We start from the raw sequence: 17,868 nt of genomic DNA on the forward strand, positions 1-17,868 counted from the left end.
GATCCCCTTTTTGGGGAAAGGGGCAATATACCTTTACACTTATGCATTTTGGGGCACTCGGCAAAGCATTAATAATCCTATTGCTAAAATACCGCAAATCGCGATCGCAATTGGTAATAGCGCAATGCTCTGCACAAAAAGAGTTGCAATATATCCTGTAATTGCCGGCAATAGATATTGTAAAACGCCCATCACAGAAGAAGCTGCACCTGCTTGTTTACCGCCACTATTCATTGTTAATGCCGTAATATTGCCTAATACCAATCCTAATGCCGAAATAGAGATTGCTAAAAGGGCGGTATAAACCAAAATACTTAGCGACATCTGCTGCGTTAATAGATATAAAATAGCAGCAAAAAGCGTATGAATAATCATGCCAATCATCAATAAAGCACGCGCGGAAACACCTCTGACTAAAAAGATATTTGAGATCATGCCGCTTACCACAAGCCCTATCGAGTTCATCGCAAAGAGATAACTAAACATGGTTGATGAGAGTCCAAAATGCTCTCTAAAAATATAGGCGGAGCTACTGACATAAAGAAAAAGCCCACTCATCGCAAATCCAGAGGCAAGCGCATAGAGCATAAAATGAAAATTACCCATCTGCGCGAAATAGGTTTTACACACATATTTTACATTAAGAGGAGAGCGATCTTGAATCGGTAGAGAATCGGGAACTAAATACCAAGCCCAAACAAGACTGATCAATCCGACAAAGGCGATTACCCAAAAAATCATCCGCCAATCACTAATATCGAGCACAATTCCGCCAAGAACAGGGGCAAGAATTGGGCCGAGCATCATCGCTTGCATTAATAGCGAAAAGACATGAGCAGATTCCTTTAAGTTACAAGTATCTGCCACAATAGCCCTTGGCGTCACTAACCCTGCAGATGCGCCAATTGCTTGAATAAAGCGCGCGGCTAAAAGCCACTCAACAGTTGGTGCCACTGCGCCCATGATAGAACCTATAATAAAGATGATAATCCCAATCAATAAGGGGATTCTGCGGCCAAAACGATCTAATAAAGGACCATAAATCCCCTGCCCAATGGCAAGCCCACCTAGAAAAATAGCTAATGTTTGTTGAACCCTTCCAAAGGGGACTTGTAAATCTTCTGCGATATCTGGCATTCCCGGCAAATACATATCAATGGCCATAGAATCTAAAGCCGTTAACAGCGCCATTAAAAGAAGAAGGGAGATACTCACCGCTCGACGATTACTCGTCACTATTTTTGCTCTCATAAAATTTTATTTTCTAACCTATGATTCATTCATCAAATAATCAAAGCATCCTTGCTTTGCTGCTAAAACATCATCTTTAATACTTCATCTAAATATTACCTACCTACCGTAAGGTAATATTTAGAAAAAGACTATATAGCAATCATTTCAATCCTGCAAGCATCTCTTAAAATAAAATTCTCCACATCATTTCATCCCCTTTATCGCGCTAGTATTGTCCCCCTATTTATAAAAGGGAGAGATGAGATCTCTTTATTCACTCCAAATCTTCTTTCCCTAATCTCTTCTCCTAAGCCCTATTGTGAAAATAGATAATGGCATTACAAAAAAATAGCGCTCAAACGAGCGCTATTTTAAAGTTTTATGCAATTTTGAATGATATTAATACCATTACGCCGCACCAATCTCTTCTAATTGATCCAAAGATGGGACATAGAGGAAACTCCCAGTAACCGCATGAGTATAAGAGAGCATTCGATCAAAATGCTCATCCTCATCTCCAAACATTCTTGCTAGCATCTTCACAAAACGGCTAAGCTCAGCACTATAGGCTAAGAAATAGAGCCCTTTTTCACCACTTGCATAACCATATGGCAAGCTATGGCGAACGATCTCTAGTTCTTCCCCATCTTCATCAATCACAACACGTTCCGTATGGGCACCAACTGGTTTTGCCTCATCATCCATCTCAATATCAGACTCTTTATGACGACCAAAAACGCCCTCTTGAGTTTCAAGATCAAAGTGATTAAATTGCTCTAATGAATGAACCCATTTTTGAGCAATCACATAACTACCGCCCGCATCAATGCCATCATTAATTACCACAACGTCCTGACGATCCTTTGCGCCTTTGGGATTTTCCGTGCCATCAACAAAGCCACTTAAATCACGCGCTTCTAACCAGCGAAAGCCATGAACCTCTTCTTCAATCGTCACAAGCCCTTTAAAGAGCTTAACTAAATCTTGCGCTACAGAAAAATTAATACGATGGGAGTGAGAGTTAATATGTACAAACATATCACGCTGCGTCGCTTTAGCCATTCCATAACCAAGCTCTTTAAAGTCCACAAGCTCAGGCGCACTCTCTTTATTTCCTGAAAGCTTCGTCCAAACATCACGGCCAAACGCCACCACGACCTGTAAACCTGAATCAGAAAAGCGGCTAATATAAGAACGCTGTCTTGCTAATAACCCTGAAATTGCATCTTTAATAGCATCAAGATCTTCGCTTTTAAAATCAATTTCCATAAAGATTGCATGATCGCGGTTTTCAATAATTAAACCTTCCTGAAAATTCAGTTCACTCATCACTTACTCCTTTCTTTTCTGCCATTAAATTGTTGTGCCTAACTTCATAATTATACCTGTTTTTGGGGCTATTAACATATTGCATTGACATATTAGAAATTAAAATCTGTACTATTTTTATGATTCAAGATCTAGTTCCCTCTTAAAATACCGTACAATTACCTCTCCACTTTAAATTAACGCTATCCAAAAATTGAGATCTATAATCATGGTTGATGAATCAAAACTTTTTATACTAGCTGCCGGTATTATTGTCGATCCTAAAGGACGATTACTTGTTGTTAGAAAGAAAAACACCCAAAAGTATATGCTTCCTGGTGGGAAAATTGATGCCGGAGAAACACCCATAGAAGCGCTTATGCGAGAACTTCAAGAAGAAGTTGGCCTTACAATCCCTCCCATGCTTGCCCACTTTATTAAAGAGTATGATGCGCCAGCTGCTAATGAGCCTGGCTACTTTATTCGCTCAAACCTCTTTTTTATTTTGTTACCAGAACTGGTAGAAATTAGTGCCGCATCTGAGATCGCTGAAGCCATTTGGATTACACCAAAAGAGATTCCAAACTATGATTTTGCCCCCTTAATGACAAGCTTTGTAATCCCTACATGGTTAGATTTGATTGATGATATGGGAGAAAGTCTTGGATTTGAAACAGCTTTTGATGCTTAAAATGCATTATATAAGATATCCATCGTTATACCGATGGAGCTATACTTTACGCGGTTAATACATCTACGAAATATCCGAAAGACCTTTAATTGTCCGCTATGCCAATTAACGTAGCGGAGCAATAATCAGAGCAAAGAAATCCCTTTATCATAGGAACCCAAAGAGATATTAACATCGGTCGTGATTCCCGCCGATCATTAAATAACTATAGTTCAACAAGGCTAAAGAAAGAGATCAATTCATATCTATGATTTCAACAGAAGTAATTATTTTATTTTCAATTTCACAGAGTCCTGACCAAAAAGTGTTTTGTCCCGTATCACTTCTTGAAACAAAGCTAAGAGAGATTAAAGTATGTCCTTCTCTATAAGAAGATTTTGTAGTTCCTTGAAATCTTGGCTGTTCTAGGAAGTTGAGCTTTTCCTTAACAAGCGCGTAACATTCACTTTCGAGTTCTTTGTCTGTTTTATCACTAGTAGCTGACTCTACTTGTGAAAATGCGATATTTGCTGAAATAATTACTAATAAGCTGAATAAAACAGCCATTTTTTTAATCATGTCTCTTCCTATCTAAACCTATCTAAATATTAGATCGTGCATCTAACACCATGTAAGCGCTCTCCTCCTTAGAACATGATGCTCTTTGGCTCAACCTTCCATAGCTCTTCCCGTTTATTAACAGAGAAAAGTCCGTAGCCAGCTTGATGTCTAGAGATCACCTCATGAATATCGGGGAATGCTTGTTGTAACTTACTATTATTAATAAAGTTATCTATTAAAATAAATTCTGTATTAAAAGAGAGGTGCAAACGCCTAATATCTTTTTCTGTTTTTGCATCAAACAGATAAGCTTTGTGAGGTCTTCCTATTGCCTTAACAGAGTGATACCCAGTGCAAAGCCCTAAGTTGCCATATTGATCATTCTCTTTGATATACTCTTTACCATAATCTGTCAGAATAAATCTCACGCCATAAGTTGACTGTATCTCTTCCTCATCTTCCCTAAAATCCCCAACATAATAAAGATTATGGCGTCCTTGATAATCTCTATTCTTCAGAATCAACGTCCGTTCTTCTATCGAGAAAAGGCCTAAATCCACAAGCACCATCATTTTTTCGATTTTATCTTGCTCAAAAGACTCTCGCCTTACACTAATTGCCGGCAATGCGGTAGTTTTCCAACGTCGTTCCTCCACATCATAGACTCTAGAGCTGGTATTAAAATAGAGACCTTTTAAAGGCGTATAAATGCAACGAGGCTCTATAATCAAATTTAAAGATGTTATTATTTCAGTAACATCTAGTCCTTGAAGATTCTTTTCTTCAAAACAGCCTGTTAAAAAAACAATAATTACTATAATAAATTTTCTCACTCACCCTCTCTTACAACCTTAATAGTTCATCTCTATTTTGTATTAAAAAATAGTCTAAGTTATTCATAGCGAGAATAGATTAATCACTTCATAAGGTCATCAAGATAACTAACTTGAAGTGAACATCCTTTAATAAAACTACTTTGCTAAATGATCAAATTCCGGCTGAAAAACAATATTCTTCCCTCCCATTTCCGTAATCCTATGATAGAGTACTTTTTATAAAAATTTAATTTTTTCATATTTGAAAAGTTATAAAGGAATTAATCAATGGAAAGCCCCATCATTTTAGATCCGAAGCAAACCGCTGATTCTGCCGTCATTTGGCTCCATGGTTTAGGAGCAAGTAAAGAAGATTTTCTTCCAGTAGCTCAAATCCTACAAAATAAAATCTTACCTAAAACACGTTTTATCCTCCCTCAAGCCCCCATTCGCCCTGTCACGCTAAACAACGGCTTTCCTATGCCCTCTTGGTATGACATTATTGCGCTGACAACACCACGAGAAATCAAACAATCTGAACTTGATGAATCAAGCCAATACGTAATCTCCTTGATTGAAGATGAAGTTCAAAAAGGGATTGCGCTGAACCGCATTGTTTTAGCGGGATTCTCTCAAGGTGGCGCCGTAGTCTTTAATACCGCATTTATTGCTTATGATAAAGCTGTTGGCGGGGTGATGGCGCTCTCAACATATAGCGCTACCTTTGATGAATCACTTAATATTGCAGAAACTAAAAAAGCCATTCCAACGCTTCATCTCCATGGGTCAATGGATGATGTTGTCAATATCGAGCTAGGCAAGGCTGCGGAAGAATTTTTGCGTACTCGAGGCGTTAAAACAACGTGGCACGATTATCCTATGCGTCATGAAGTAATCAATGAAGAGCTACAAGATATTGCTAACTGGCTTGTTGACCTACTACAACCCTAAAATGCTTCATCCATTTTGATATCTCAATTATAAAACCATCAAAGGAGATAAATATGAATCCCCCTTTAAATGTCGTGATTATCGGCGGTATCGGTGCCGGCATGAGTGTAGCTGCGAAAGCACAAAGAGAGAATCCTCATGCAAAGATCACGGTCATTGAAAAAGAGAATTACATCTCTTTTGGCGCTTGTGGTTTACCTTACTATCTAGGAAAGCAATTTGATGACCCAAGCTATATGTTTGCAAGAACCCCTGAGCAGATCGAAAAAAGTGGTATCACCTTACTTCTAGAAACAGAAGCCATTAAGATTGATTTTGATAAAAAAATCGTTAAAGCCTGCAACCTTAAAACGCAAGAGATCTCAGATATTGCTTATGATCGTTTAGTAATCGCAACGGGTGCATCACCACAAGAATTAAACCTTGCGGGAATGAGTGCTAAAAATATCTATCTACATACAAAACTACGAGATGTAGAAGCCCTTAAAGCAGATCTAGTAAAATATCAATCTATTGCTGTTATTGGCGGCGGTTTTATTGGCGTAGAAGTTGCAGATCAGCTCGCAACTTTAGGGAAAAAAGTGACGATTATTCAAGGAGGCGCTCATATTATGCAAGGGCCCTTTGATACAGAATTTTCGGAGCTTATTGAAAAAGCCCTCACTAAAGAGCGTATTAAAATTCGTTTAGATGAAGCCGTAACAGGTTTAAAAGTTGTTGATAATCAAGTACAAAGTGTCATGACAACTGATGAACATATTCCCACAGATGCAGTAATAGTCGCCATCGGCTTTAGGCCTAATACGGAGTTTATTACCGATGCTCGTTTACAAAAACTCCCTAACGGCGCCATCATCATCGATCAATATGGGCAAACATCCATTCCCGATGTCTTTAGTGCCGGCGATTGCGCAACCATCCCTCATCAACAACTAGGGAATCGCTATCTACCGCTAGCGACCTATGCCAATAAAATGGGAAGATTAATCGGTACCAATGTGGTAACCACTCAAGAACACTTTGTCGCCTTTCCCGGCGCTCTAGGTTCTAGCTTATTAAAAGTCGGGCAATATGAGTGTGGCAGTACAGGTCTTACCGAAAAAATGGCATTAGAAGCCAATATTCCCTATAAAACAACGCTTATTGAAACACCTAATCACACCAATTATTATCGAGGGCAGATCACCCTAACGATCAAGCTAGTCTATAGCCCTGATACTAAGGTCCTATTGGGGGCACAAATTTTTGGTAAAAAAGATGCAGCACTTCGCTTACATGCTTTAAGTATTGCCATTCATGCCGGCATTACAACTGATGAGTTAGGATTTATTGATTTAGGCTACGCCCCCCCATTTACGACAACATGGGAAGCTATCAATATTGCAGCAAATACGGCAAAATAAGGGAAATGATCATTATTTTTTAAGAGTTAATCACTTCATAAAAGAGCATCTATAAAGATGCTCTTTTTAATTTTGTTCAAGCAAAAGCTATTTTAGGATTGATTCTAAAACAGGCATTCCCTGAATATCCTCTCAAAACCTATAATTAATGACTGATTGCATCACCTTTTGACAATTATTTTCAACAAATTTGCGAAAAGGACTTTCTTTAACGAAAGACAACGACTAGAATATATCGACAACAATGTTGTCAATATTAACAATATACTGATAAAGATTGATACCTACAGGGATCTAATAATCTTACCAATCAGAAATAGCGCTGAAATCTCCCAACGAATTATGAAAAAGATAATGATGAAAAAAATTTTACTATCCACATTTATTGCGTCACTATTTAGCATCTCACAAGCAAACTCTTTAGAAGGTTTAAGCTTAGGAATCGGCGTAGGTTATCAGCAAAAACCTTTTGTGGGCGATAACTCTGATTGGGTTCCGGTTCCTCATGTCGAGTATCAATCTGGAATGTTCTTTATTAAAGGACTTAAACTTGGGTTAGATCTTCTGGAATTTGACAATACAAAGATTGATGTTCATCTTAAATATCAAGCTTTAAGCTTTAAACCTAGTGATTCACATGGGGTATTTACCCTCTTAGATCGCCGTAAATCAACACTACTATTAGGAACGGGGGTAAATCATCGCTTTGATAATAACCTTTTTATCTCCGCTGAAATCAATGGAGATATCCTTGGTCGTAGTAAAGGTTTAAGCGCTGATGCGAGTTTAGGCTATATCTATCAGGTCAATAACCATTTTACGTTAGTTCCAACAGCAGGATTAACCTGGGATAACAATAAGCATAATCGCTACTACTACGGCGTTTCCATGGATGAGTCTTTTAGATCTGGAATTAAGCAATACCGCCCTGGTGCGAGCGTTACGCCTCATATTGCATTAGGAATGGTTGTAAAAGCAACAGACCGATTTCATGTTTTTGGCGGCGTTGAGATGAAATTCCTTCCAAGCAAAGTAAAGGATAGCCCCATCACTAACCGCTCAACATTGACAAGTTTTGCCTTAGGAATTAACTATAATTTCTAATAGAAATATAATGGTCTTAATACATTCTATCTAACGCCTAAAAGAGCTCTTATGGAGCTCTTTTTTATGGAATTGATTATTGTAAATAAAATACATTAATAAGTAACTATTGCTCCAAACGCTTTTTTATGTAAAAGTGAATCTAAGAGATCTATCTTAAAAAATAATTATCAAAAACCATAAAAATCATAAATTTATTATAAAAAACAATATTTAACTATTTCATCACCTGATCTTGAAATAGCTCATTAAAATAACAAGTGATACGCAGCTGCTAACCCTAGGGATCTATTATTATCATTGATATTTCGATGCTTTAATCGTGCCTAGTCGGCTGCTACCATTCATTCACATAAATAAGCTTAGTAATTTTTCAGTGCTTATTTGATAGGAGGAATCATTATGAAATTATCGGTTGTAGAACGCTTACCCCATGAAGAAGTGATCGTTGAATTTATGGATATGATTGAAACTGGGGCATTTTTACCAGGAGAGATCCTGCCGGAAATCCCTGAAATCGTAAAATCACTCAAAAAACCTGAAGCCGATATTTTACAAGCGATTGATGTCTTAAAGGGTGAAAATATCTTTTTAGATCGTGAAGGGCTGCTTTTCCTAACCCATAATGATAAAGACCTCATCTTAAGCCGTCTTCGTAATCGTGTTCTTAATATTCATAGCTCAGATATTATTGATCTTTTAGAGATTCGGGAAGGTCTTGAGACAAGAGCTTTTGTACTTGCCACTAAACGGGCTACAAATGATGATCTTAAAGATATCGAAGAGGCGCTTATTGCCCTTGAAGAGCGCACAAAACTGCATAAAGCGGCAACTAAAGAGGATCTGCGCTTTCATTTAGCACTCGTTAAAGCAAGCCATAATCCGACGATGGTTCGTGTTGTAGAGATTATCTTTAAACAGCTCTTTGAATCTCTTAATGAGACAAGAACCACGGTACGTAAATTGGTGAATGTTGATTACTTTGTCGATGTGCATAGAGAGCTCTACAATGCCCTTTTAGCTCGTGATGCGGATAAAGGCGTTGAATTAATGAAGGCTCATATCGAAGATACAATTGGGCTCTATCAAGTCCCCAATTCCACCAATTAATCCAACCTCTTAAAATATTCTTAAAAGACGAGTCTTTTTACAGACTCGTTTTTTTATTCCTTTTTTAAATATAGCTGTTACGTATTAAATTCCGATACGAACTTAAAAAGGCTTAAAACTGCTGGTGCGTAATTTCAAAAAGCATGCAAGTATTCGACACAGCTGCTCATCGACCTATTTTAGAGATGGCTAACTAATAAATTTTGACCTCTGATTTTATTTAGAAATCACCATAGATCACAGATCCTTTCCAAAATACTCGAAGTTATGCACAATTTCTATGGATAACTTTTAGGACAACTCTGCGTATGAAAGGATAATAACTATGAATAGCGCTCTTCTTTGCTTATTTCTTCTTGATTATTAGGCCTATAAAAACCATAACTTATTAATATAAAAAGAGGTTTTCTAAAAAGAAGAAAACCTCTTTTAACCATCGCTTTGTGCACAGCAATCAGGAAATCGTTATGATCTGTGATTAACTAATAAGCGCCATGATCGATTGATAAATTAAATTTAAACCAAAACCTACAAAGAAAATACCGGCAATGCCATCAATATAACCACCAACACTTTGATAAAGCGCTTTTAACTTAGGGAGTGAGAATAAAATCGCAACGAGCATAAACCACAAAAAGGTCTCGATCACAACAAGTGCAAAGATCTCTACACGTACCACATTAGAGACCTGTCCCCCCACAAAAAGCACAAACACGCTCCCAAAATAGATTAATGCTTTGGGGTTAGCCAAATTTGTTAACAAACCTTTTAAAAGTAGACGGTTCTTATATTGCTTCTCAATCTGAATTTTAGGCGCACTTTCACTCTCATCGCCGACTCGTCCCGTATGGACATTTTTTTGACGCTTAATTTGAATATAGCTCGATCTTAAAAGTAAGTAGCCTAAATAACTTAAGTAACTCCCCCCCGCAAAATAGAGAATCGTCTGAATCCAAGGGAGTTTTTCAACTAAAACATGCAATCCTAATAAAGCAACCACCGCCCATACCGCAACCCCTAATGTAATGCCTATCACTGCCATTGTCGCTTCACGTCTTGAATGACTCACCGCGACTTGTGTTACTAAGAAAAAATCAGGGCCCGGCGTGATTAATGCCATTAAGTGGATCCCCGCAACAGTGATTAATAACATGGTTGCTTCGTACATAACTGATAAATTGCCTTTAAGAGATATAATAAATTTCTATATAGTAGATTCGGTTTAAGAAAGACTATTTTAAATAGTATCAAGGGTTTGGAGAATGTACCAAATTAGCTTGCGCGCTACTGGATAGAACTATTCTTGTGCTCCTCATAACCGATGCGCGGGCAATCTGATTCAATTACTTTTAGACCCGTTTTACTATAGTATAGGCACACTACTTTTTTAAGGTGAAAAAAGAAAAATGCCGATAGGTATCATATCAGCATTTCTTCTAAAACTAATGATCTCACTTAAAAATAGTCTGACTATTTTAAATAAGCTTTTGCCCGACCATCTTCTCTAAAACTCGAAGAGGCGATTGCGAACTATCCACCATATCATCGACATCTAATTGAAATGTCTGCTCTAACATAAATTGCCCACTCATCGCCGCATGAGGCGTTTGATCTGAAAAGCAGATCCAAGTCGATCCTGGCATAAAGTTAACATCCCACTGTACCCCATTATCTTGATAATCTTGATCTTCTTTCATAATGTCGTGAAACTGTAACATGATGTGATCATAATGCGTTCTACGGCTTTTTGTAATCTTTAACGTATCTAATAATGTGGCACCAATACTGGAATAACTTTTAGTTTGAGGCAAAAGGCGTTTTGCTAACTCAGGAAAAGTCTCCCCTACGCGCCATTTTCGAGGAACACCGGCAGGATTGATATTATTAAAAATACGGATAATACGTTTACCATGGAGTGGTCTTGAAGGAAACGCATCAACATGAAGCCTACGGTCATCTTTACGAAAAGAGTTACTATCGCTCCACTCATCAATCGCATTGAGTCTTAAAGTATTCATCGGACTATGAAGCTTCCCCTTATACTCAGGGATAAGATCCGTAATTAAACGCAAACTCGCCTCAGAATAGCGTTTTAATAGCCCTTTTAAGGCAGTTTTTTGTGCTTCAGATAGATCTTCAGCCGTTCCACGAATGGCATCTTTATCTGCCTGATACATAATGTTTTTACGTTTTGGGCTCACAAATTTTGGATCTAAAAGGGCCGTTTCCTCTTCAGTTAACTTAAAAGGTAGAGAGGGAAAATAAAGCACTTCACCTTGCTCTAAATGCGCCACAATATTTTCTTGATCAATATTCTCCGCACGCCACTCTGTAATTCCTAATTCCAAAATTGGTGCATTATCTGTCGATGCTGACATTTTTACCTCCCAAAAATCGTAATACTATTGAATTTAGTTTAAAAAAAGCCCTTAAAAACCATTAATAAAACAGCTCTCTGAAGGCAGATTACAATTGGTTATCACCATAAAAAAGAATGATTATCAATTCGCCATTCTAACACTATTCTAAAATAATAGGGAAAGGATTAGGGCAAAGTTGACCTATCACAAGTGCCTCTATTGCCCCTGTTGCTTTAGGCACATTCCCAATTTGCCGCATCCTTGTTTGATAACCAAGCAATGCAAATGCGATCGCTTCTTTAGCATCACTTGAGATCCCAATCTCCTCATTGGTTAACACAGAGATATTAGGGAGTTCTTCTTGTAGATAAGACACAAGAGCTAAATTATAAGCCCCGCCACCCCCAATAATCACCTCATCAATTAGATGATAAGGCAATATAAATTGCCGATAATTCTCAGCAATAGTGTAAGCGGTAAATCTTGTCAAAGTATGAATCAAATCTTCCGGCTTTTCGTAAGAAAAAGATTGTAATAATTGATCTGTAAAGCGGCTGCCAAAAAGCTCTCTTCCCGTTGATTTAGGCGGTTTTTCTAGTAGGTAAGGATGCGCTATTAATTGTGAGTATAAATCCTCAATTAACGCCCCACTTTTGGCAATAGCGCCTTTATCATCAAAAGGTTTTTGATAAAGATACATCATGGCATCATTAATCATCATATTGCCAGGACCGGTATCAAAGGCCCAGATATCTTCAATGGTCGCTTTTTGAGGCATGACCGTCACATTCCCAATTCCCCCAATATTTTGAAGCAATCGATTCTTCTGAGGATGACTATAGAGTATCAACTCTGTTAAGGGCACTAAAGGCGCACCATCACCGCCGGCGGCAACATCCATCATACGAAAATTAAAATAGACATCTGTTTGGTGCTGATAAGCCATCAAAGAGGGATCGCCTATTTGGAGAGTCGATGGCATCAATCCTGCTTTTTTAGCAACTTTTTGGGGAAGATGGTAGATCGTCTGCCCATGAGAGGCAATAAAGTCTAACTTCCCTTTAAATCCGGCAAACTTTTCGGGAAATGTCTGCTGCGCTAATAAAGCTTCTGCTAATAACGCAGTCACAGTCTCACTATAGAGCACTCCTAGCTCCATGTTTAAAGAGCAGATTCCTGCCACCGTAGATTGCATATTGTCACACTCTTTACTGATCTTTTGTCTTAATGTTAAAGAGAGAGGCTTTGATAAAAAATGTAGCAATTCACACTCTGTATCTAGTCCTTGCCCTTTAAGCTTTACAAGTGCAGCATCGATACCATCTAAAGAGGTACCGGTCATTAAGCCAACAGCAAATACAGCCTTACTCATCAATCCTCCCTCTTAGCGGTTAATAGATGTCGAATATGCCCTTCATGCTTTTCCAATAACTGCCTAGCCTCTTGATAATCAACGTTTAAAATTTCCATAACAATTGCGCTTTTCACATGACCATCTGCGGCAGATAACAGGGTAACAGCGCGCTGATAATCACAATCAGTAGCATCCATCAACATCTGTCGGGATCTTTCTATCAGCTTCTCATTTGTCGAGCGAACATCTACCATCAAATTACTATACACTTTCCCTAATTGGATCATCGTACCGGTAGATAACATATTGAGGATCATTTTTTGCGCAGAGCCCGATTTCATGCGAGTAGAGCCGGTAATCACTTCCTCGCCAACAACGGCTTCAATTGTAAAATCAGCAATTTTACCAATCGCACTCTCTTTAACACACGCAAGCGCTATACTTTTCGCCTTCATCTTTTTCGCATAACCAATACCACCAAGGCAGTAAGGCGTTCTCCCTGAAGAGGCGATGGCGCACAAAATATCTCTATCATTAAAACCTATCGCTTTTAAATCAGCAATCACGCTCTCTTCACTATCTTCAGCAACTTCAACAGGGTGTCTTAAGGCTCTATCCCCCCCTGCGATAATCCCAATCACTTTTTCTTCACCAACACCAAATGTTGGTAAACATTCAGAAGCATCTAATACGCCTAATCGCCCTGAAGTGCCAGCACCAATATAGATTAATCGCCCCCCTTTTTTTAAGGCTATCACAATTGCATCAATTGCTTTGGCAATCTCAGGGAGTGCTTGGTTAACAGCGATAATAACTTGCTGGTCTTCTTGATTGATCAAAGTGACCATCTCCAATGTTGACAGGGTATCTATCGCCATTGTCCGGGGATTTCGCTGTTCTGTGCCGATCTGGGCTAAAGAAACTTTAGATGTTATCGTCATAACCCTCTTTCTTTCAGTAATAAAATAAAATCAGTATAACGTATCTCTCATTTTTCTTAAGGAATGAAAAAGACCTTGGCAATCACCAAGGTCTTCTCTTCATCTGTTATGAGATCTAAAATGACTTTTAAAATCCCTTTAAGATTACTTATTGTAATTTAAACGGTAACGAATACCAAGATTGATCTCGTTTGCACGCACTTTGGATTCGCTATTAATGCGATAAGCCGATGCACCAAAGCCTCCATCATTATTTGCTTTTGCTTTACCGTAATCCATATAACGATAGCTTGCATCTAGTGAGAAATCTTCTGTTACATCATAGCTGATACCTGCTGTTAAGTTCCATGCAAAGTTACCACTACCTGTGATTTGATATCGCTTTTATAGTTCACATTTGATGATACAGAATAACCATCTAATTTTGCTTTACCATTAAAGCCATACTCTAACTCTGCACGTAAATTATTATCCCAAAGTGGAATGTTTACACCATAAGCTAAACGCAATCCTGCGACTGTATCATTTTTTTTATGATCTAAGTTTAATCGATCAAATGTATTGACTTGGTTTAACCCTATATCGCTCGTAAATTTATTCTCTAAACGAGTTGCTGATGCCTTACCAGAAATATAGTGGTGATAATCTTGTGCTACTGCAGCAGTACCCATTACTGAAATTGATAATGCTGAAATTAAAAATACCTTTTTCATTCTTTAAATCTCCCATATAAAAATCCCTGCACGTATTATAGCGAATACTACACACAAACCTACTGTTTAAATTGATAATGATCTGTTTACATGTAAAATATTTGAAAAGAAAAGTAAAGGCAAATGATATTTATAAGAAAATTTTTTTATAAAAAATCCCAGCTAATCTCTTTTTGATTAACTGGGATAATATTTTTATAAAAATTATAACTAAAGAGCGCCTTTAATAAGCGACTTCTTAACCATGAATTTCACGGAATGCATCAAAAGAGATATCCGGATAACGCTCTTGCGCTAAATGTAAGTTTACTCGAGTAGGTGCGATATAAACATATTCACCATGGTGATCTACCGCTAAGTTATCTTCTGCTTTGCGCTTAAACTCTTCAAATTTCTTCGGATCTTTTGAATGTACCCAACGCGCCGTTGAAACATCAACGTGCTCAAAGATACAATCAACGTTATATTCAAGCTTCAAACGGTGAGCAACCACATCAAACTGAAGGATTCCGACAGCCCCAATAATTAAATCATTATTACGAAGCGGTTTAAATAATTGCGTTGCCCCTTCTTCACAAAGTTGCTCAAGACCTCGTTCAAGATGCTTCATCTTAAGAGGATCACGAAGACGCGCACGGCGGAAAAGTTCAGGAGCAAAATCGGGAATCCCCTTAAAGCTGATCTCTTCCCCTTCTGAGAAAGTATCGCCGATACGGATTGTGCCGTGATTATAGATCCCGATAATATCGCCGGCATAAGCTTCTTCTAAATGCCCCCGATCTGATGCCATAAAGGTTAATGCTTCTGGAATACGAATATTCTTCCCAATACGGACGTGACGCGCATTCATGCCTGGCGTATATTTCCCAGAGCAAACTCGCATAAAAGCGATTCTATCTCGGTGACGAGGGTCCATATTGGCTTGAATTTTAAAAACAAATCCTGTTAAAGGTTCTTCATCAGCAAGGACATCTCGTGTTAAGGTCGCTTGTTTTTTCGGCGATGGTGCAATCTCTACAAAGCCATCAAGCATCTCTTGAACACCAAAGTTTGTAATTGCCGAACCAAAGTAAACCGGCGTTAAACGCCCCGCGCGATACTCTTCAATATCAAATTCATGACTTGCCACTTTCACAAGCTCTACTTCTTCTCTAAAAGCATTTGCGCGATCAACACCTAAAACGTCATCTAGCTCTTTACTATTAATCCCTTGAACCACGCGCCCTTTACTTCTTGTTCCACGCTCTGTTGAATCATAAAGATGAATATAATCTTCTAAGATATGGTAAACCCCTTTAAGATCACGGCCCATCCCAATTGGCCAAGTCACAGGCGCACAATTGATTTTTAGAACATCTTCAACCTCATCCAGTAAATCAATAGGCTCTTTACCATCACGGTCGAGCTTATTAATAAAGGTAATGATAGGCGTATCACGAAGACGGCATACATTCATGAGCTTAATCGTCTGCTCTTCAACCCCGTTTGCGCAATCGATCATCATGAGCGCTGAGTCTACTGCTGTTAAAGTACGATAAGTATCTTCTGAGAAGTCTTGGTGCCCAGGCGTATCAAGTAAGTTAATCATACAATCACGGTAAGGGAACTGCATCACAGAGGATGTTACAGAAATCCCACGTTGCTGCTCTAGCTCCATCCAGTCTGAGGTGGCATGTCTTGCTGCTTTTCTGCCCTTTACAGAGCCGGCAAGATTAATCGCACCCCCAAATAGAAGGAGTTTTTCTGTCATTGTTGTTTTACCGGCATCCGGGTGGGCAATAATGGCAAAGGTTCTACGTCTTGCAACTTCTTTCGCTAATTTACTCATGATTGTAATTTTTTTAATACGTTACTCAAAAAATAGGTGCTCGTATTGTACACTTTTTTTTGGTTTAGGTCGCTTTTTCGGCGCATTAGAATTGCCAAAACCCTGATCTCTTGTTATAAGGAAATAGAAGGTTAATGTATTAATCATTAATACGATCGCATATTACATTCATACCATTATATGGAGATAACAAATGTCCGAATCAGAATATCAACACATCATTGTCGCTGTCGATCAATCGCAAGATGCTGAAAAAGTCGGTAGACAAGCGCTGGTTGTTGCAAAGCGTAACCATGCAAAAATCACGCTTCTCAATATTCTTGAAGGCATCAGTATTAGTGCAGGCTACGAATTAATGCCGATCATTCCTCAAGTCTCTGATAGCGAAATTATCGCAGAAGCAAAAAAATCCATGCGAGAGCTCTCCATGAAACTCGGTATTCCAGATGCCGATACCATGGTCATCTCGGCGCTTTCAACCAAAGAAGGAATCTTAAGAGCAGCCGAAGAACTCAAAGCAGATCTCTTAGTCATAGGGTCGCATACAAGATCGGGCTTAGGTGTCCTTTTAGGCTCAACTTCGGGATCAATCATTAATGATTCCCCTTGCGATATCTTAACGGTGAAAGTCTCTTAATATTCATTAAGATCAATCATTTTTATCAAAAAAGCGCATCTATAAATATGCGCTTTTTCATTTTAAAGATAAACCTAAAAGTCAGGTTAAAAAAGACTTGGAAAAAGTCTTAATCCTTTTTCACCAAGAGCTTATGAACCGCATGGCTCACCTCATCGGTAAAGGCTTCCCAAGAAACATGGGGATCTTCAAACATCGTGTATTGAATTAGTGGCTCTAAAATTAGCCCAGTATAAAGAGATACTAGCGTTAAGATCGATACTTTTTCAATCTCCCCTTTTTCCATCCCTTCTAAAAGAAGATCACGCATCCAAAAATGGGGCTTTAACTCATCTTCTACTTTCGCCCAAAATTTATATTGAGAAAGAAGCGCGAAATGCACGCTTTCAGGATCAACATGATAAAGCGCATAAGTATAACGCTGCATCTCTTGTAATCTCACAATCGTACTCTTATCCGCTTGCCCTGCGATTCTAGCAATCTCTTTCGTGTAGGTTCGTAAAATAATTCTAAAAAGATAAAGAGCCATCTCTTCTTTGCTCTTAAAATGCTTATAGAGAGCAGCTTCAGAAGTTCCCGCTTCCTTGGAAATATCTCTCACAGAGACTAAATCATATCCATGATGAGCAAAAAGCGTTAAACCTGCTTCTAAGTAACGGCTTTTACTACCCTCTTCTGAAAAATCAAATTTCATCGATATACTCCCTTTAGCTAACAGTTGTTAACATCTAGTATAGCAATAATCTAAGACTGAGGGAATCATTATCCTTTTTGTACATGACTTACATTCAAAAAAGTTAACTATCGTTTACCTTTTACTTGACAGGGATTCGATAAGCGATTAACCTAACAGAAAGTTAACTAACGTTTACTTACAGAA

General features: G+C 38.3%; 18 protein-coding genes. 6 read left to right on the forward strand and 12 right to left on the reverse strand.

The features are described from left to right. Positions 1-39 precede the first annotated feature (39 nt). On the reverse strand, positions 40-1,251 hold the full coding sequence (locus MMG00_RS09210) for a multidrug effflux MFS transporter (RefSeq protein ID WP_242147618.1): 1,212 nt from the start codon (positions 1,249-1,251) through the stop codon (positions 40-42). Between the two features lie 390 nt (positions 1,252-1,641). Next, positions 1,642-2,562: a Dyp-type peroxidase gene (locus tag MMG00_RS09215; protein WP_242147620.1), complete on the reverse strand. Its 921-nt coding sequence runs from the start codon at positions 2,560-2,562 to the stop codon at positions 1,642-1,644. A gap of 208 nt (positions 2,563-2,770) precedes the next feature. Here MMG00_RS09215 and MMG00_RS09220 point away from each other — a divergent pair, with 208 nt between their 5' ends. After that, on the forward strand, positions 2,771-3,232 hold the full coding sequence (locus tag MMG00_RS09220) for an NUDIX hydrolase (RefSeq protein ID WP_242147622.1): 462 nt from the start codon (positions 2,771-2,773) through the stop codon (positions 3,230-3,232). Positions 3,233-3,466: 234 nt separating this feature from the next. On the opposite strand, the gene MMG00_RS09225 is transcribed toward MMG00_RS09220, so the two are convergent. Together MMG00_RS09225 and MMG00_RS09230 are read right to left on the reverse strand one after the other, a co-directional pair. Then, entirely contained in the window at positions 3,467-3,790 is a 324-nt protein-coding gene (locus MMG00_RS09225; RefSeq protein WP_242147624.1) for a hypothetical protein, read from the reverse strand. Positions 3,791-3,858: 68 nt separating this feature from the next. Continuing rightward, the gene (locus tag MMG00_RS09230) at positions 3,859-4,605 is read right to left on the reverse strand and encodes a hypothetical protein (RefSeq protein ID WP_242147627.1); all 747 of its coding nucleotides are present in this window, start codon (positions 4,603-4,605) and stop codon (positions 3,859-3,861) included. 270 nt (positions 4,606-4,875) lie between these two features. On the opposite strand from MMG00_RS09230, the gene MMG00_RS09235 reads away from it, so the two are divergent. From MMG00_RS09235 to MMG00_RS09250, 4 genes are all read left to right on the forward strand, one after another. Then, positions 4,876-5,538, forward strand: a complete 663-nt coding sequence (locus MMG00_RS09235; RefSeq protein WP_242147629.1) for an alpha/beta hydrolase — start codon at positions 4,876-4,878, stop codon at positions 5,536-5,538. Positions 5,539-5,591: 53 nt separating this feature from the next. Next, on the forward strand, positions 5,592-6,941 hold the full coding sequence (locus tag MMG00_RS09240; RefSeq protein WP_242147631.1) for a CoA-disulfide reductase: 1,350 nt from the start codon (positions 5,592-5,594) through the stop codon (positions 6,939-6,941). A gap of 354 nt (positions 6,942-7,295) precedes the next feature. Further along, positions 7,296-8,045, forward strand: coding sequence for a MipA/OmpV family protein (locus MMG00_RS09245; RefSeq protein WP_242147633.1), 750 nt, complete (start codon positions 7,296-7,298; stop codon positions 8,043-8,045). A gap of 402 nt (positions 8,046-8,447) precedes the next feature. Beyond that, positions 8,448-9,155 (forward strand): FadR/GntR family transcriptional regulator, encoded by a 708-nt coding sequence (locus tag MMG00_RS09250; protein WP_242147635.1) that lies wholly within the window; start codon positions 8,448-8,450, stop codon positions 9,153-9,155. Positions 9,156-9,633: 478 nt separating this feature from the next. Here the strand turns inward: MMG00_RS09250 and MMG00_RS09255 are convergent, their stop codons facing one another. The 7 genes from MMG00_RS09255 to MMG00_RS09285 form a co-directional block, all read right to left on the reverse strand. After that, positions 9,634-10,308 (reverse strand): LysE family transporter, encoded by a 675-nt coding sequence (locus MMG00_RS09255; protein WP_242153436.1) that lies wholly within the window; start codon positions 10,306-10,308, stop codon positions 9,634-9,636. Positions 10,309-10,630: 322 nt separating this feature from the next. Beyond that, a complete protein-coding gene (gene kdoO / locus MMG00_RS09260) occupies positions 10,631-11,533 on the reverse strand; it encodes a Kdo hydroxylase KdoO (protein WP_242147638.1) in 903 nt (300 codons plus the stop codon). A gap of 142 nt (positions 11,534-11,675) precedes the next feature. After that, the gene (gene anmK / locus MMG00_RS09265) at positions 11,676-12,887 is read right to left on the reverse strand and encodes an anhydro-N-acetylmuramic acid kinase AnmK (RefSeq protein WP_242147640.1); all 1,212 of its coding nucleotides are present in this window, start codon (positions 12,885-12,887) and stop codon (positions 11,676-11,678) included. Then, entirely contained in the window at positions 12,887-13,810 is a 924-nt protein-coding gene (gene murQ, locus MMG00_RS09270; protein WP_242147642.1) for an N-acetylmuramic acid 6-phosphate etherase, read from the reverse strand. Before murQ ends, anmK begins: the two co-directional genes overlap by 1 nt. 144 nt (positions 13,811-13,954) lie before the next feature. Next, positions 13,955-14,182 carry an outer membrane protein gene (locus MMG00_RS09275; protein WP_349775526.1) on the reverse strand — a complete coding sequence of 76 codons (228 nt, stop codon included), beginning with the start codon at positions 14,180-14,182 and terminating at the stop codon, positions 13,955-13,957. Beyond that, the gene (locus tag MMG00_RS09280; RefSeq protein WP_242147644.1) at positions 14,149-14,523 is read right to left on the reverse strand and encodes a hypothetical protein; all 375 of its coding nucleotides are present in this window, start codon (positions 14,521-14,523) and stop codon (positions 14,149-14,151) included. The genes MMG00_RS09275 and MMG00_RS09280 overlap by 34 nt, the downstream gene beginning before the upstream one ends. Before the next feature lie 238 nt (positions 14,524-14,761). Then, entirely contained in the window at positions 14,762-16,351 is a 1,590-nt protein-coding gene (locus tag MMG00_RS09285) for a peptide chain release factor 3 (RefSeq protein WP_242147646.1), read from the reverse strand. Positions 16,352-16,544: 193 nt separating this feature from the next. On the opposite strand from MMG00_RS09285, the gene MMG00_RS09290 reads away from it, so the two are divergent. After that, entirely contained in the window at positions 16,545-16,988 is a 444-nt protein-coding gene (locus MMG00_RS09290) for a universal stress protein (protein WP_242147648.1), read from the forward strand. A 109-nt stretch (positions 16,989-17,097) separates the two neighbouring features. Here MMG00_RS09290 and MMG00_RS09295 read toward each other — a convergent pair whose 3' ends face one another. Further along, positions 17,098-17,682, reverse strand: coding sequence for a TetR/AcrR family transcriptional regulator (locus tag MMG00_RS09295; RefSeq protein ID WP_242147650.1), 585 nt, complete (start codon positions 17,680-17,682; stop codon positions 17,098-17,100). Positions 17,683-17,868: the final 186 nt, after the last annotated feature.

It is taken from the genome of Ignatzschineria rhizosphaerae (assembly GCF_022655595.1).
Lineage (GTDB): Bacteria > Pseudomonadota > Gammaproteobacteria > Cardiobacteriales > Wohlfahrtiimonadaceae > Ignatzschineria > Ignatzschineria rhizosphaerae.

Bases quoted from the DNA above. Each gene is read 5' to 3' on its own strand.
- MMG00_RS09210 (WP_242147618.1), bottom strand. From the start codon at position 1,251: ATGAGAGCAAAAATAGTGACGAGTAATCGTCGAGCGGTGAGTATCTCC.
- MMG00_RS09215 (WP_242147620.1), bottom strand. From the start codon at position 2,562: ATGAGTGAACTGAATTTTCAGGAAGGTTTAATTATTGAAAACCGCGAT.
- MMG00_RS09220 (WP_242147622.1), top strand. From the start codon at position 2,771: ATGGTTGATGAATCAAAACTTTTTATACTAGCTGCCGGTATTATTGTC.
- MMG00_RS09225 (WP_242147624.1), bottom strand. From the start codon at position 3,790: ATGATTAAAAAAATGGCTGTTTTATTCAGCTTATTAGTAATTATTTCA.
- MMG00_RS09235 (WP_242147629.1), top strand. From the start codon at position 4,876: ATGGAAAGCCCCATCATTTTAGATCCGAAGCAAACCGCTGATTCTGCC.
- MMG00_RS09240 (WP_242147631.1), top strand. From the start codon at position 5,592: ATGAATCCCCCTTTAAATGTCGTGATTATCGGCGGTATCGGTGCCGGC.
- MMG00_RS09245 (WP_242147633.1), top strand. From the start codon at position 7,296: ATGATGAAAAAAATTTTACTATCCACATTTATTGCGTCACTATTTAGC.
- MMG00_RS09250 (WP_242147635.1), top strand. From the start codon at position 8,448: ATGAAATTATCGGTTGTAGAACGCTTACCCCATGAAGAAGTGATCGTT.
- MMG00_RS09255 (WP_242153436.1), bottom strand. From the start codon at position 10,308: ATGTTATTAATCACTGTTGCGGGGATCCACTTAATGGCATTAATCACG.
- kdoO (WP_242147638.1), bottom strand. From the start codon at position 11,533: ATGTCAGCATCGACAGATAATGCACCAATTTTGGAATTAGGAATTACA.
- anmK (WP_242147640.1), bottom strand. From the start codon at position 12,887: ATGAGTAAGGCTGTATTTGCTGTTGGCTTAATGACCGGTACCTCTTTA.
- murQ (WP_242147642.1), bottom strand. From the start codon at position 13,810: ATGACGATAACATCTAAAGTTTCTTTAGCCCAGATCGGCACAGAACAG.
- MMG00_RS09280 (WP_242147644.1), bottom strand. From the start codon at position 14,523: ATGAAAAAGGTATTTTTAATTTCAGCATTATCAATTTCAGTAATGGGT.
- MMG00_RS09285 (WP_242147646.1), bottom strand. From the start codon at position 16,351: ATGAGTAAATTAGCGAAAGAAGTTGCAAGACGTAGAACCTTTGCCATT.
- MMG00_RS09290 (WP_242147648.1), top strand. From the start codon at position 16,545: ATGTCCGAATCAGAATATCAACACATCATTGTCGCTGTCGATCAATCG.
- MMG00_RS09295 (WP_242147650.1), bottom strand. From the start codon at position 17,682: ATGAAATTTGATTTTTCAGAAGAGGGTAGTAAAAGCCGTTACTTAGAA.